This window comes from Sphingobium sp. DEHP117, from assembly GCF_030867385.1.
In the GTDB taxonomy this organism is placed as follows: domain Bacteria; phylum Pseudomonadota; class Alphaproteobacteria; order Sphingomonadales; family Sphingomonadaceae; genus Sphingobium.
In genome coordinates this window covers 628,685-641,678 of record NZ_JAPFBJ010000001.1, presented here as the reverse complement: position 1 = coordinate 641,678, position 12,994 = coordinate 628,685, and the positions used below count along the sequence as shown (strand labels likewise).

Below are 12,994 nucleotides of genomic sequence, written 5' to 3'. Positions count from 1 at the left end.
CCCCCTGCATGTCTCAACCCGCACTGATCGCGATGGCAGCGTCAAGCCTGGTGATGATTATCATCGTCGCAGTCCGCTATCTGGTCACCAGCGGCCTGTTCGCCTTGTGGGGTGAGCGCCTGCGCCCCGGGCTGCATGCAGGGCTCGGCGCTCAGATACGCCGGGAAATCGGCTGGTCCCTGCTCAGCGCGGCCATATATGGCCTGCCCGCCGGTATTGTCGCATGGGGCTGGCACGAGCGAGGCTGGACCCTGATTTACCAGGACGCAACGGCCTATCCGCTTTGGTGGATGCCGGTGTCTTTCCTGCTCTGCCTGCTGATCCACGACAGCTGGTTTTACTGGACCCACCGCCTGATGCATCGCCCCGCGATTTTCCGCGCGCTGCACGCCGTCCATCACGCCAGCAGACCGCCGACAGCATGGGCCGCCATGAGCTTTCACCCCGGAGAAGCGCTGACCGGAGCGTTCGTCATCCCGGCGCTGGTGTTCGTGATACCGCTGCATATCGGCGTCGTGCTCGCGGTGCTTGTGACGATGACACTGATGGGCGTGACCAACCACATGGGCTGGGAGCTGTTCCCCACCCGCCTTGTCCACGGCCGGGCCGGTCGCTGGCTGATCACCGCGACCCACCACCAGCTTCACCACGACAGCTATCGCTGCAATTATGGCCTCTATTTCCGCCTGTGGGATCGGCTGTGCCGCACCGATCACGGGCTTGGACACTTCGATCGCGGCGGCGGCCGCGGGCAATAAGGGCGCTGTTTCTGAAACGCTGAAAAATGGTCGGGGAGACAGGATTCGAACCTGCGACCCTCTGCTCCCAAAGCAGATGCGCTACCAGACTGCGCTACTCCCCGTCTGCGTGTCATCAATCGCAGCGCTGGCGGCGCGGGGCGCTCGCCATGTGCGGGCCTATGTCACTTCCGACCCTGAGCTGTCAAACGAAACCGGGCCGATCGGTAGCCGCAAAGCCCCTCGCTCTCAAAGGTGGCTCAGGTCCATCTTCTTGCCGTTGGTGATAACGACGGGATCGCCGACTTTCACGGCGGCGAACAGCCGCTTGGCAAAGGGCTTGGGCACTCCGATGCATCCGTGCGTCGCATTGCCCCATTTGACATCGCTGGCATGAATGAACACGCCGTCGTTGGTGAGGCGCAGGCCGTAGGGCATGGGCGCATTGTCGTAGATGTTGGAGACATGGTCTATGTCCTTCTCCATGATCGGATAGCTGCCAACCGGCGTCGGTTTGTCGGTCGCGCCATAGAGGATGACGGCAACGCCGATCTCGTAGCCGCCACGAAAGACGGACAGCGTCTGCGCCTGCATGTCGATAGTGACGACCATCGGGCCGGAGGGCACGCCAGCATCGTCCCACACCCAGTCGCCATGATCGAGCGGCTCCCTGATATCAAGCACGCGCTTGACGGTGAACGGCGATTGCGCTGCGGGGGAAGCCTTCGGTGCTGCCGGCTGCGCTGGCTTCGGCGCAGGTGCTTGTGGCGGCGGAGCGGTTGCAGCTGGTCCGCTGGCCGGCTCAGCCCCTCCCCGCCCGCGAAGCAGCCCGCTGCCCGCTACAGCCACCACGAGCAGGATCGCACCGGCCATCGTGCCGATGAAGATAGTGCGCGCAGTGGTTTTCGAGACGGTGCGTTTTGCCATTGGTATTCCCGATCAGGTCAGGAAACCCAATCTTTCAGCAACGCGCGCAGCTTGTCCAGCGCCGCCTTCTTGATCTGGCAAACGCGCGCGGCGCCGATGTCCAGCGTCGCGCCGATTTCCTCAAGGTTCATCTCCTCGACGAAATAGAGCTGCAATACCATGGCTTCGCGCTCGGGCAGCTTGCCGATGCAGGCACCGAGTGCCTTTTTGAGCGACTCCCGCTCCATCACATCGTCGACACGGTCCTCGACATCGGCGAACCACATCGACTGATCGGAATAGACCTCGTCGATGCTGTGTTCCTGCACGAACTCGGCGGCATCGGCCAGCTCACGATATTCAGCAGGGGCAAGCCCCATCTCGGCGGACATTTCCGCCTCCAGCGGCACGCGGCCCAGCTTCTGTTCCAGCCGGGCGCGGACAGCCGCGAGTTCCTTGCGCTTGGCCATGCCGGAGCGGCAGAGCGTGGCGTGGCGGCGCAGATGGTCGATCATCGACCCACGGATGCGCATCTGCGCATAGGTAGCAAAGCCGAAGCCGCGATCCTCATAGCCATTGGCGGCCTCGACCAGCGCGACCATGCCAATCTGGAGCAAATCTTCTATCTCGATGGCGTTGGAAACGCGGCCATGGACATGCCAGGCGATCTTGCGGACGAGCGGCATATACTGACGGGCCAGCCGCTCGGGGCTTTGCACCCCGGCTTTGCGGCCATAGGTCAGCGCCTCTCCGTCCGCTCCGATCCTGTTAACATACATAGGCGCTTATCGTCCCCGCGATCCCTGAGAACAGTTTTACACACAAAAGGTTAGGCAATTCTTTCACGCAAGATTCCCGGCGCGCCGGGCACCGGATCGTGCCGTGGCTTTTCCGCACCACCGACGACCGCGAACACCTCGACCGGCTTGCCGTCCGGAATCTCGAGGAACGAGAGCACCGGCGTTTCGGGCAGATGCGGCTTGAACAAACGGGCGAGCGCCGCGCGTGCCACCGGCGAGGTGACGATGGCGAAGTTGCGCGCCTCGGCCATCAGCGGCCGCGCGGCATTGACCACCGCGTCGGTGATTCGTTCGCTCAGGGCGGGCTCGATCGGATGCTTGGCGTCTCCCGCCACGCGCATCGCCTGCGCGAGCAAGCCTTCCAGCTCGCCGTCGAGCGTAATGACGGGCAGCGGCATCTTCACCGGCACGAGCGTCTGGATGATGAGCGAGCCAATGCGCTGGCGCACCGCCTCCACCAGTTGCTCGTGGCTCATCTCGGGCTTGTAGGCCGCGACCATTGCCTCGCAGATGCGGCGGAAATCCTTCAGGGGGATACCTTCGGCGAGCAGCGCGCGGCACAAAGCCGCTACCTGCCCCAGGCTCAGCAACGCGGGCGTCAGCCCATCGACGAGCTGCGGCGCGTTTTCCTTCAGCGCATCGAGCAGCTTGCGCGCCTCGTCCATGCCGAACATCTCGGCCGCGTTCATCGCGATGAGCTGGTTCATGTGGGTTGCAACCACGGTCGAAGGATCGACGACGGTATAACCCGCCACCACCGCCTCGCTGCGCTTGTCCTGCGTAATCCACACGGCATCGAGGCCAAAGGTCGGGTCTTTGGCCGCCCGGCCCGGCACGGTGGATTCCAGCGCCCCGCTATCGAGCGCCAGCAGATCGTCCGGGAATATCTCATCCTCGCCCACGATCACGCCGCCGATGCTGATGCGATAGCTGTTCGGCTCCAGCGCCAGATTGTCTTTCACCCGCACCATCGGCACGACGAAGCCAAGCTCCTTGGACAGCTGCTTGCGGATGCCGGTGATGCGGCCCATCAGGGGCGCGCCCTTGCGATCGTCGACGAGGCCGATGAGGCCGTAACCGATCTCAAGGCCCAGCACCGCACCTTCGGACACATCTTCCCACTCGATGTTGGCGGGGTTTTCAGGCTCCGGCGCGGGCGGAGGCGCGGCGGCGACTTCCTTCGCCTTCTGCTTCAGGCGCCAAGCGACATAGCCTGCCCCCCCGGCGGCGGAGAGGATCATGAAGTGGGGCATTCCGGGCAGCACGCCCAGTATTCCGAGGATGGCGGCAACCGGAGTCCATGCCCTCGCGCTGCCGAACTGGCTGGCGATCTGGCCCGAAAGGTCATGCTCGCTGTTGACGCGGGTGACGATGCTTGCCGCCGCGATCGAGAGCAACAGCGCCGGGATCTGCGCGACCAGCGCGTCGCCAATGGCAAGGATGATATAGGTCTGCGCCGCTTCGGAGATGGAAAGCCCGTGGCTCACCATGCCCAATATGATGCCGCCGACGATATTGATGACGAGGATGAGCACGCCCGCAATGGCATCGCCCTTCACGAACTTGCTGGCACCGTCCATCGAGCCGTAGAAGTCCGCCTCGGTGGCGACTTCGGCGCGGCGCGCCTTGGCCTCTTCCGGCGTCAACAACCCTGCGTTCAGGTCCGCGTCGATCGCCATCTGCTTGCCCGGCAACGCATCCAGCGTGAAGCGGGCAGACACCTCGGACACGCGGCCCGCGCCCTTGGTGATGACGACAAGGTTAATGATCATCAAGATCGCGAACACGAACAGACCGACGACATAGTCGCCGCCGATCAGGAAATGGCCGAATGCCTCGATCACATGGCCAGCCGCGTCCGCGCCGGTATGCCCGTCAACCAGCACCACGCGCGTGGACGCAACGTTCAGGGCAAGCCGCATCAACGTGGCGAACAGCAGCACGGTGGGAAAGCTTGAAAAATCAAGCGGTTTGGCGGCATTCAGCGCCACCATCAGCACCGCGAGCGAGATCACGATATTGCCGATGAACCCGACGTCGAGAATGAAGGCGGGCACCGGCACCACCATGAACATCACCAGCAACAGCGTCGCTATGGGGAGCACCGCCCCCCTCGCCGCCTGCACCCAGACTTTGCCGTTCACTTCGCTGCGTGTCATGAGCCGTAATTACCTTTTTGCGTTATCGGCCGAGGGTGGCGAGCATGAGATAGGCGAGCCGCGCCGTCTGCGGCTGCGGGCGGATCAGGTCTTCCGCCGCGATCGAGTTTTGCAGGCGCTGCGTCTGCTCGCGCGCGTAATCGGCGGGGTTCTCGTCCTCCAGCGCTGCGGAGGCATCCGCAAGATCGACATTGCGTCCGCGCGCGGCGAGCCAGTCCGAGGGCGCGACCGTATTGCCGCTGTCGAGCGCCCCATCCGCGCCGCGTTGCAGGCGCGCGGCAAAGCTGTTGCGGATATCGGCAAGGCTGCGCGGATTGCCCGCCTTGTCGTAGAAGATATTGCGGTTCGCCCGCGCCGCTGAAGGAAACAGCGATGCACCAGATGCCCACGGGTTCTGGTCATGCACTTCCAGAAACTTGCCCGCGCCGCCTACGCCGAGGAAATGCGCGAGATAAAGGTCTACCGGCTGCGCCTCGCGCCCCAGCCTCGCCTCCAGCGCCGCCTTGTTGTCCGCCGCGTGCTGAGCGGCCATGACAGAGGCGGTTTCCGGGTGGTTGCGCAGGTCGAGTATCTGCTGACGCAGCTCCGGGTCTGCGACATAATATTGGCCGCTCGGGGTCTGGCCGATGGCGTTCGCCGCCCAGCCGAGGCCATATTGGCTCCCGTGCTTGTTGATGACGCCGAGCCAGCTCTGGTCGATGAACTGGTAGAGGCCGGTCGCAGACGATGTGCCCGCCTTGGCTGTGGGATTTAGGCTGCTCTCCAGCTTCGCCTGGCCGAGCAGATAGCCGAAATCCACGCCCGTCCGCTGGCTGGCGAGGGCAATGGCGTTGGTGACGCGGCTCTTGGTCGAGCCTGCCCCATCAAATCCGATAGCGGGAAAATTTGCCATGAATAACAGTCCCCATGCCCGCGGGGGTCCCGACCGCAGGCAGGGCTATTAAACAGCCGAGATGCCGAAGATATGGTTAACGCGCGTTGATAAATATGCGCCGTATAAGGACTTAGAGGCTATTCAGCGCTGATAGGTGAGCGATGCGTTCTCCGCCCCGGTCTGCGCGAGCAGCCCGAGGCGCTGGCGCACCGTGTCAGATGCCAGATTGGCGCGCACCCGCGCCGATTCGATCATCGGCTTGAGCGCCTCGATCTTTTCTTTCAACGCAGGATCTTTCGCCCAGACACCTTGCGCGCGCACCTCGTCGGTCGCGGCCTTCACCATAGCGGCGGCGGCGTTGATCTGGGCTGGATCATAGCTGTCGAGCGCCCGGCGCAGTTCGTTGAACGCGTCAGTGAGCTTTTCGAGTGAGGCGATGCCGTTGGGCATCATTCGCCCAGATCGAGGGCGATCATCCGCTCGGCAATAACATCGGCATTGACCGGATATTTGCCGTTGGCGATGGCTTCCTTGATCGCCAGCACCTTGTCGAAGTCCACCGGCGCACCTTCGTCGGCCATGTTGCGGATCGGCGTGGCATTGCTGGATGCGACAGAGGCGACGGCATTGCCGTGGCCGATCTTATCGGCGGCCTTGCTCTTGCCGTTCTCGCGCACGGAGCCGAGGCCGACAGGCGTTCCATAGGATGGGCCAACAGACTTGATCACGGTTTCTGTCCTTTCCGACTTGCCATCTTAGATACGACAAGTTTCAGAAATCTTTAAATCCGCAAAGCCTTTTTACTGGAACCGATCCGGGGCTCGAACGACGCCCATTTCCTGCACCCGCGCGAGAACGGGGTCAGACTTCTTGTCCTCGCGCACGCGGATCATGTCCCCCGCCGCGCCATCCTCGTCGGCGATCATCATGCGAGACACGGTGAAGGCGGTGCCGCCCGCCACGAGCTGCACCGGATCGCCCTTCTTGACGACGACCTGCTTCTGCATCGCGGCGGAGCGGGCATAGCCACTGCTGGCCTGCGCCTGCTGCGCGCCGCCGGCGTTGAGCGGCACACGGATGCGCCAGCCCAGCGGCTTGCATTCCACCATCGCCGCGCCGAAAATCGGGCCTGAGACTTCGGGCACCTGCGGACAGGCGGCGAGTTTCAGCCTTCGATCAACCGGTGCGGTCGCGCCGCCGGGCGTGCCGACGTTCGCGCCAACGGTCATCGCCACGATGCTGTCGAGCCGGTCGAGATTCTCGAACGACTGCGCGCGCGCGGCTGCGGCGCAGAGGCCGACCCCTAGGCCGGTGGCGGCACAGGCGATCATGAACTGGGTGGCAATGCGTGGCACGCTATTATCTCCTGACAAGTCTTCGTCAGGAAATTAAGCAAGGTTCGTGCCAGATCGGGCGGCTTACTTGGCGCGGATCAGGATTTGCTGCCCGGCCTTGCTTTCGGACTGCTGATCCAGCCCGCGAATGAGGATGCGCTCACGCGCGATGCCATGCGCCGCCAGCGCTCGCGCCGTCGCGCCAAGGCGTGCGGCCGCCAGATCCCAATTGTCGAAGCGGTTTGTTGCCGCATCGAGGCCGATCGAGCGAATCTCGATGGACTGCTTGCCCGCCTTATAGCGACTCGCCACTTGCGCAATGGCCTGCTCGCCTGCGGGGGTGAGCAACGCCTCGCCGGGCTGGAACAGACTGTGGGCGGCAAGCCGGTCCATCTGCGCCGCCGGGGCGCCGAACTGCTGCGCCACTCCGTTCACAACCTCACGCTGGCGGCCGTTGCTGGCTTGTAGCAACACGAAAAACCCGAGCAAAAGCAGGGCGAGGTCAGCAAAGCTCAGCGCCCAGCGGTTGCGGCGGCCGGTCGCTGACGCAGCCCGCGCGGTCATGCGACCTCGCGGATCGAGGCGCGGCGCACAGGGGCTGTCTCGCGCCGCGCCACGCGCAGCATGCGCTGGCACAGCTCGGTCTGCCAGGCCAGCTCGCGCTCGCTAAGGTCCGCAAGGCGCGTCGCGATCGGCGCAGCGACAAGGTTCGCCAACACCACGCCATAGAGAGTGGTCAGCAGTGCAAGTGCCATCGACGGGCCGATCTTGGCGGGATCGTCCATCCCGGCAAACATGCCGACAAGGCCGATGATCGTCCCCGCCATGCCGAGCGCGGGCGCGACATCGGCGACGGAAAGCCAGAATTTATGCGCGGTCTCGTGCCGTGCGCGCCGGTCGGCCAACGCCTGCTCCGCCCACATCTCGAACCGGTCGACAGTTTCGGTATCGGCGAGCTTGCGGATTGCCAGCGCGAGAAACGGATTGGCGGCGCGCACACGGTCCGTGCACTGAAGGCCGCGCAACTGCGCCACATGATCCACGCGGGTCATCGTCGCGCGGGCGAGCAGCATATCCCGCTCCGGGTCCGCGCGCCACAGCGCGGGCAATGCCATAAAGCCGCGCGCGGTGGCCTTCGCCCCGGTCTGCATGAGCGCGAACAGGGCGCAGCCCAACAGCATTGCGCCAAGCGTGATCGGATCGAGAAGGTGGGTCAGCACTTGCATCGTTCGGCCTCTTTGCGCGCATCATACCGGGCACAATTTACCAAAGCGCATAGGGTTATGCTTAACGACCGGCAAAAATTTGCCGCCCTGAGGCAAAATGATGCCGCGCTTGCCGGAGCACCCGCTCCTGCAAACCCGGCTTGACCCGAAACCCACGCATTTCTGCCGTTTAGGCAAAACTGGCACGGGCTTTGCTTATATCATGTCGGATGAACCTGCCCGGCACTCCATAGGGGTAGAACGGCGGGTTCGGATGGAAGTTTAGAGGGTTGACCGGAAAAATGGGACTGGATGACGCACTGTTCGGCCTGCATGGCAAGGCGCTGGAGCTCCGCTCGCAGCGTCTCAACCTGCTCGCCTCCAACATCGCCAATGCCTCCACGCCCGGATACAAGGCGCGGGACATCGATTTCGAGGCCGCGCTGCGCGACGCTACCGACAAGGGCGAGAGCGCAAGCCAGGCTGCGACCGCCGCTATGGGCTATCGTATTCCGCTGCAGCCCGCGCTTGACGGCAACACGGTCGAGCTGTCGACCGAGCAGACTTTATTCGCAGAGAACGCGGTCAAATATCAGACCACCCTCTCCTTCCTGGAGAGCCGCCTCAACACGATCACCCGCGCCCTGAAAGGAGAATGAGCATGGCTGACACGCCCATGAACGTCTTCGATATCGCCGGCCGCGCCATGTCCGCCCAGCTGGTGCGCCTCAACGCCACCGCGTCGAACATGGCGAACGCAGGCGCCGTCACCGGCAGCGAAAAACAGGCCTATCGCGCGATCCGCCCGATCTTCCGTTCGGTCACCGAAAGCCCCGGCGTCTCCACCGTCAAGGTCGAGAGCGTGGTTACGACCGACGCGAAGCCCGTGAAGCGTCATGACCCCAATCATCCGCTCGCAGACAAGGACGGCAATGTGTGGGAGGCCGCGGTCGACAGCAGCACCGAGCTGGTCGACATGCTCGAAGCCTCCCGCATGTATCAGAACAACGTGCAGGTCTTGCAGACCGCCAAATCCCTCATGCTAGACACAGTTAGGATGGGCAAATGACCGTAACCGCCACCAATAACAACGGTACCCTGACCTACACGGGTTCCGCCGACACCCTCAACCAGAAGTCCACGGGCGTCACGCAAAAGAGCATGGCGCAGACCGATTTCCTGACGCTGCTCACGGCGCAGCTCAAGTCGCAGGATCCGTTCAACCCGATGGATAACGCAGACCTCGTCGCCCAGATGGCAACGATCAGCAACACCAGCGGCATCGCGGAAATGAACAAGTCGCTGGCGGCCATATCGGCAGCCGTATCGGGCAGCCGCATCAACGACGCGGCGAGCTGGATCGGTCGATCTATGCTGGTCAAGAGCAACATCGCCGCGCCGGATGCACAGGGCAGTTACGCGGGCCAGATCACTACTGACGCAGACGCCAACGCGCTCAGCATCGACCTCGTCGACGGCAGCGGCAATACCGTCAAGACCATAGATCTCGGCGCGCGGCCAGCGGGCGAGAGCGCCTTCTACTGGAACGGGCGCGATGACGCGGGCAACTATGTCGCCGGCCAGCCTCTGCAAGTGAAGGTGCGCGGCGCCAGCCCGACCACTGTCGCCACCTGGGCCAGTATCGCGGCGGTGCAATCCCCCGCCGATGGCAGCCAGGCCAAGCTCATTACCCCGTTGGGAAGCTTCTCGCCCGCAGAAGCGCTCAAACTCACCTGATTTCTCACCAGTTCAACCTAAGGAGCCTAGTCCATGTCCTTTTATACCTCACTCACCGGCCTCAAAGCGGCGCAGTCTGACCTCGCGACCGTTTCGAACAACGTCGCCAACGTGAACTCGACCGCGTTCAAGAAGAGCCGCACCAACTTCGGTGACATCTTCGCCGCCGCGCCGATGCAGACGACCACGCAGGTCGCGGGTCAGGGTACGCGCATCACCGGCATCCAGCAGCAGTTCACGCAGGGTACGGTTGAAACCACCGACAAGACGCTCGACCTCGCGATCACCGGTGAAGCCTTCTTCACCGTGAAGACCCCGCCGCCGACGCTGCAGGTCAGCTATACCCGTAACGGTGCGTTCTCGCTCGATGACAACCGTAACGTGGTGGACACGGTCGGTGGCCGCTTGCAGGTGTTTCCCTATAACACGGCAACCAGCAGCATCAACATGGCTACGCAGACCGACCTCCAGATCCCGCTGACCAAACCCGGTGCGCCGACGATCCAGCTCTCTTCCGTCGGCGTGACGGTGGATGGCACCGTGACGGCCACCTTCGCGGACTCGACCACCCAGGTTCTGGGCCAGATCGCGATGGCGGCGTTCCCGTCCAACGAGGGTCTGCGCCAGAAAGGCGACGCGCACTGGGAAGCGACGCTGCAATCGGGCGCGCCGGTTTATGGCGCCGCGAACGCCGGTCTTTACGGCGCGATCCGCTCGGGCGCGCTCGAACGCTCCAACGTCGACCTGACGGAAGAGCTGGTGGCGCTCATCTCCGCCCAGCGCAACTTCCAGGCGAACGCCAAGGCGATCGAAACCGCGTCGACCATCTCGAACGCGATCGTGAACCTGCGCAGCTAAACCTGACTTGAGCATCCGAAGGGTCTGAACCATGGACAGATTGGTCGATACCGCTCTCACGGCGATGCGCGCGGCGCTTTCGCGCCAGAGCACGATCGCGAACAATCTCGCCAACGCCAACACCACCGGCTTTCGCGCGGAAATCGCCAATGCCAACACGGTGTGGATCGACGGCCAGACCTTTCGGACACGCGCCCAGGCGGGCGAGCAGGTGCTGGGCGCCGACATGAAGGAAGGCTCCGTCGTCTCGACCGGCAATCCGCTCGACGTCGCCGTCAACGGGGAGGCATTCCTCACCGTGCAGGCGACCGACGGCAGCGAGGCCTATACGCGGCGGGGCGACCTTCAGCTGTCAGACAGCGGCCTGCTGACCACGGGGGATGGACTCCCCGTGATCGGCAATTCCGGGCCGATCACCCTCCCGCCTTATGACAGCATCGTGATTGCCAAGGACGGCAGTATCTCCATCGTTCCGCAGGGCGGCGACCCCAAATCGCCGCAGCAGATCGACAGGCTCAAGCTCGCCAATCCCAAGGGGTCCCAGATCGCCAAAGGGCTGGACGGCCTGTTCCGCGAGGTGAACGGCGGCGTGCTGCCTGACGATCCGCTTGCCCGCGTAACCGGCGGTTCGCTCGAAGGATCGAACGTCAACGCCACCGAAATGCTCGTGCAGATGATCGAGGCCAGTCGCGCCTGGGAAACGCAGGTGAAGATGATCGACACAGCAAAACAGATCGACGACGGCGGCGCCAGCCTCATGAAGTTGCCTGGATCTTAATGTAGCGGCGCCAGCCCTCTCCCCCTCCCAACCTCCCAATAGTTTACCCTGTCGGGAGGTTGGGAGGGGGAGAGGGCCGGAACCGACCATCCCCGTGAGGGGATCATGAAATGAAACGAAGGACTACCATTCCATGACCAACGCCGCACTCCACGTCGCCCGCACCGGGCTTGATGCGCAGAACACCAAGATGCAGGTGATCGCGAACAACCTCGCGAACGTGAACACCACCGGCTTCAAGAAAGACCGCGCGAACTTTGAGACGCTCGCCTATCAGCAGCTGATCGCCGCAGGCTCCGCGTCGGACAGCCAGAACAAGTTCGCGACCGGCCTCTCGCTCGGCACCGGCGTCTCGCTTGCGGGCACCAGTCGCATCGACACGCAGGGCACGCTGCAAAATACCGGCAACGCGCTCGATCTCGCGATCGAGGGCGGCGGCTATTTCCAGGTTCAGCGGCCTGACGGCGCGATCGGCTACACCCGCGACGGCAATTTCAGCCGCACGGCGGAAGGCACGCTCGTCAGCTCTGATGGCTTGCCCCTGATCCCGCAGATTCAGGTGCCCGATGGCGTCATCTCGATCTCCATCGGCAATGATGGCACCGTCTCCGCCGTACTTGCAGGCCAGAGCGCCCCCACCGAACTCGGGCAGATCGAGCTTGCCAGCTTCGCCAACCCGGCGGGCCTGCAATCGGTTGGCGGCAACGTGTTGCTGGAGACGGCAGCGAGCGGCGCGCCGCAGGTCGGCGCGGCCGGTCTCGACGGGCGCGGCACGATCAAGCAGGGCAGCCTCGAAGGCTCCAACGTCAACATCGTCGAGGAGCTGGTCGACATGATCGAGACGCAGCGCGCCTATGAGGTCAACAGCAAGATGATCAAGTCGACCGATGAAATGCTGCAATATGTGAACCAGCAGTTGTGAGGATAGCCCGTATCATGCGCCCTTCCGCATTACTGCTGTTCAGCTCCGCCCTTCTGCTTTCCTCGCCTGCTTTGGCGGGCAAGAAGAAGGAAGCGCTGGATTATACCCCCACCTATTCGCAGCCCGCGCCAGAAGGCATGGCCCCGAACGGCAGCATCTTTCAGGCGGTGAACGGCTATGCCCCGCTCACCAGCGGCGCGCGCGCGGCCATGGTCGGCGACATCATCACCATCCAGCTCGTCGAAAGCACGCAGGCATCGAAGAGCACCGCCGCCAATACCGCGCGCGACGGCAGCATCGGCCTGACGCCGCCGAGCACCGGGCCGCTGTCGGGCCTCCTCAAGTCGACCGACATTGCATCGAGCGGTACACAGAGCTTCAAGGGCACCGGCGCGGCAAGCCAGTCCAACAGCCTGAACGGCGAGATCACCGTCACGGTCGCCCGTCTGTTCCCCAACGGCACCATGCTGGTGCGCGGGCAGAAGGCGCTGACGCTCAACCGCGGCGACGAATTCATCCAGATCGCGGGGCTGGTACGGCAGGCGGATATATCGCCTGATAACAAGGTACTCTCCACCCGTGTCGCGGACGCAAAGATCACCTACACCGGCAAGGGCGAGATCGCTCGCGCCAGCCGCCAGGGCTGGCTCCAGCGCTTCTTCAGCATGCTCAGCCCCTTCTGAT

17 protein-coding genes and 1 tRNA gene are annotated in these 12,994 nt (G+C 63.7%); 8 read left to right on the top strand and 10 right to left on the bottom strand.

Annotation, left to right across the window (positions count from 1 at the left end; all coding sequences use genetic code 11):
* Positions 1 to 8 precede the first annotated feature (8 nt).
* Positions 9 to 758 carry a sterol desaturase family protein gene (locus OOT33_RS03200; RefSeq protein WP_307748561.1) on the top strand — a complete coding sequence of 250 codons (750 nt, stop codon included), beginning with the start codon at positions 9 to 11 and terminating at the stop codon, positions 756 to 758.
* 27 nt (positions 759 to 785) lie between these two features.
* Here the strand turns inward: OOT33_RS03200 and OOT33_RS03195 are convergent.
* The 10 genes from OOT33_RS03195 to OOT33_RS03150 form a co-directional block, all read right to left on the bottom strand.
* Positions 786 to 862, bottom strand: a tRNA-Pro gene (locus tag OOT33_RS03195).
* A gap of 124 nt (positions 863 to 986) precedes the next feature.
* A complete protein-coding gene (locus OOT33_RS03190; RefSeq protein ID WP_307748560.1) occupies positions 987 to 1,664 on the bottom strand; it encodes a L,D-transpeptidase family protein in 678 nt (225 codons plus the stop codon).
* A 17-nt stretch (positions 1,665 to 1,681) separates the two neighbouring features.
* On the bottom strand, positions 1,682 to 2,422 hold the full coding sequence (locus OOT33_RS03185; RefSeq protein ID WP_307748559.1) for a FliA/WhiG family RNA polymerase sigma factor: 741 nt from the start codon (positions 2,420 to 2,422) through the stop codon (positions 1,682 to 1,684).
* A gap of 50 nt (positions 2,423 to 2,472) precedes the next feature.
* Positions 2,473 to 4,602 (bottom strand): flagellar biosynthesis protein FlhA, encoded by a 2,130-nt coding sequence (flhA, locus tag OOT33_RS03180; RefSeq protein ID WP_307748558.1) that lies wholly within the window; start codon positions 4,600 to 4,602, stop codon positions 2,473 to 2,475.
* Positions 4,603 to 4,624: 22 nt separating this feature from the next.
* A complete protein-coding gene (locus OOT33_RS03175; RefSeq protein ID WP_307748557.1) occupies positions 4,625 to 5,494 on the bottom strand; it encodes a lytic transglycosylase domain-containing protein in 870 nt (289 codons plus the stop codon).
* A 123-nt stretch (positions 5,495 to 5,617) separates the two neighbouring features.
* Positions 5,618 to 5,929 (bottom strand): hypothetical protein, encoded by a 312-nt coding sequence (locus OOT33_RS03170; protein ID WP_307748555.1) that lies wholly within the window; start codon positions 5,927 to 5,929, stop codon positions 5,618 to 5,620.
* Complete coding sequence (gene flgM, locus OOT33_RS03165; protein WP_307748554.1) at positions 5,926 to 6,204, bottom strand: flagellar biosynthesis anti-sigma factor FlgM; 279 nt, start codon at positions 6,202 to 6,204, stop codon at positions 5,926 to 5,928. The genes OOT33_RS03170 and flgM overlap by 4 nt, the downstream gene beginning before the upstream one ends.
* Before the next feature lie 72 nt (positions 6,205 to 6,276).
* Positions 6,277 to 6,807: a flagella basal body P-ring formation protein FlgA gene (locus tag OOT33_RS03160; protein WP_307749278.1), complete on the bottom strand. Its 531-nt coding sequence runs from the start codon at positions 6,805 to 6,807 to the stop codon at positions 6,277 to 6,279.
* Between the two features lie 87 nt (positions 6,808 to 6,894).
* Entirely contained in the window at positions 6,895 to 7,374 is a 480-nt protein-coding gene (locus OOT33_RS03155) for an OmpA family protein (protein ID WP_307748553.1), read from the bottom strand.
* A complete protein-coding gene (locus OOT33_RS03150; protein WP_307748552.1) occupies positions 7,371 to 8,036 on the bottom strand; it encodes a MotA/TolQ/ExbB proton channel family protein in 666 nt (221 codons plus the stop codon). The genes OOT33_RS03155 and OOT33_RS03150 overlap by 4 nt, the downstream gene beginning before the upstream one ends.
* 281 nt (positions 8,037 to 8,317) lie before the next feature.
* Here OOT33_RS03150 and flgB point away from each other — a divergent pair, with 281 nt between their 5' ends.
* The 7 genes from flgB (at position 8,318) to OOT33_RS03115 (ending at position 12,993) form a co-directional block, all read left to right on the top strand.
* Positions 8,318 to 8,674: a flagellar basal body rod protein FlgB gene (gene flgB, locus OOT33_RS03145; protein WP_307748551.1), complete on the top strand. Its 357-nt coding sequence runs from the start codon at positions 8,318 to 8,320 to the stop codon at positions 8,672 to 8,674.
* Positions 8,675 to 8,691: 17 nt separating this feature from the next.
* On the top strand, positions 8,692 to 9,084 hold the full coding sequence (gene flgC / locus OOT33_RS03140; RefSeq protein WP_373690519.1) for a flagellar basal body rod protein FlgC: 393 nt from the start codon (positions 8,692 to 8,694) through the stop codon (positions 9,082 to 9,084).
* Complete coding sequence (locus tag OOT33_RS03135; protein WP_307748548.1) at positions 9,081 to 9,752, top strand: flagellar hook capping FlgD N-terminal domain-containing protein; 672 nt, start codon at positions 9,081 to 9,083, stop codon at positions 9,750 to 9,752. The genes flgC and OOT33_RS03135 overlap by 4 nt, the downstream gene beginning before the upstream one ends.
* Before the next feature lie 33 nt (positions 9,753 to 9,785).
* The gene (locus OOT33_RS03130) at positions 9,786 to 10,610 is read left to right on the top strand and encodes a flagellar hook-basal body complex protein (protein ID WP_307748547.1); all 825 of its coding nucleotides are present in this window, start codon (positions 9,786 to 9,788) and stop codon (positions 10,608 to 10,610) included.
* A 31-nt stretch (positions 10,611 to 10,641) separates the two neighbouring features.
* On the top strand, positions 10,642 to 11,388 hold the full coding sequence (locus tag OOT33_RS03125) for a flagellar basal body rod protein FlgF (RefSeq protein ID WP_307748545.1): 747 nt from the start codon (positions 10,642 to 10,644) through the stop codon (positions 11,386 to 11,388).
* A 133-nt stretch (positions 11,389 to 11,521) separates the two neighbouring features.
* Entirely contained in the window at positions 11,522 to 12,310 is a 789-nt protein-coding gene (flgG, locus tag OOT33_RS03120) for a flagellar basal-body rod protein FlgG (protein WP_307748544.1), read from the top strand.
* 14 nt (positions 12,311 to 12,324) lie between these two features.
* Complete coding sequence (locus OOT33_RS03115; protein WP_307748543.1) at positions 12,325 to 12,993, top strand: flagellar basal body L-ring protein FlgH; 669 nt, start codon at positions 12,325 to 12,327, stop codon at positions 12,991 to 12,993.
* The last annotated feature ends 1 nt before the right edge of the window (position 12,994 follow it).

Coding starts and splice junctions, on each gene's coding strand:
- OOT33_RS03200 (WP_307748561.1), top strand. CDS start 9: ATGTCTCAACCCGCACTGATCGCGATGGCAGCGTCAAGCCTGGTGATG.
- OOT33_RS03190 (WP_307748560.1), bottom strand. CDS start 1,664: ATGGCAAAACGCACCGTCTCGAAAACCACTGCGCGCACTATCTTCATC.
- OOT33_RS03185 (WP_307748559.1), bottom strand. CDS start 2,422: ATGTATGTTAACAGGATCGGAGCGGACGGAGAGGCGCTGACCTATGGC.
- flhA (WP_307748558.1), bottom strand. CDS start 4,602: ATGACACGCAGCGAAGTGAACGGCAAAGTCTGGGTGCAGGCGGCGAGG.
- OOT33_RS03175 (WP_307748557.1), bottom strand. CDS start 5,494: ATGGCAAATTTTCCCGCTATCGGATTTGATGGGGCAGGCTCGACCAAG.
- OOT33_RS03170 (WP_307748555.1), bottom strand. CDS start 5,929: ATGATGCCCAACGGCATCGCCTCACTCGAAAAGCTCACTGACGCGTTC.
- OOT33_RS03160 (WP_307749278.1), bottom strand. CDS start 6,807: ATGATCGCCTGTGCCGCCACCGGCCTAGGGGTCGGCCTCTGCGCCGCA.
- OOT33_RS03155 (WP_307748553.1), bottom strand. CDS start 7,374: ATGACCGCGCGGGCTGCGTCAGCGACCGGCCGCCGCAACCGCTGGGCG.
- OOT33_RS03150 (WP_307748552.1), bottom strand. CDS start 8,036: ATGCAAGTGCTGACCCACCTTCTCGATCCGATCACGCTTGGCGCAATG.
- flgB (WP_307748551.1), top strand. CDS start 8,318: ATGGGACTGGATGACGCACTGTTCGGCCTGCATGGCAAGGCGCTGGAG.
- flgC (WP_373690519.1), top strand. CDS start 8,692: ATGAACGTCTTCGATATCGCCGGCCGCGCCATGTCCGCCCAGCTGGTG.
- OOT33_RS03135 (WP_307748548.1), top strand. CDS start 9,081: ATGACCGTAACCGCCACCAATAACAACGGTACCCTGACCTACACGGGT.
- OOT33_RS03130 (WP_307748547.1), top strand. CDS start 9,786: ATGTCCTTTTATACCTCACTCACCGGCCTCAAAGCGGCGCAGTCTGAC.
- OOT33_RS03125 (WP_307748545.1), top strand. CDS start 10,642: ATGGACAGATTGGTCGATACCGCTCTCACGGCGATGCGCGCGGCGCTT.
- flgG (WP_307748544.1), top strand. CDS start 11,522: ATGACCAACGCCGCACTCCACGTCGCCCGCACCGGGCTTGATGCGCAG.
- OOT33_RS03115 (WP_307748543.1), top strand. CDS start 12,325: ATGCGCCCTTCCGCATTACTGCTGTTCAGCTCCGCCCTTCTGCTTTCC.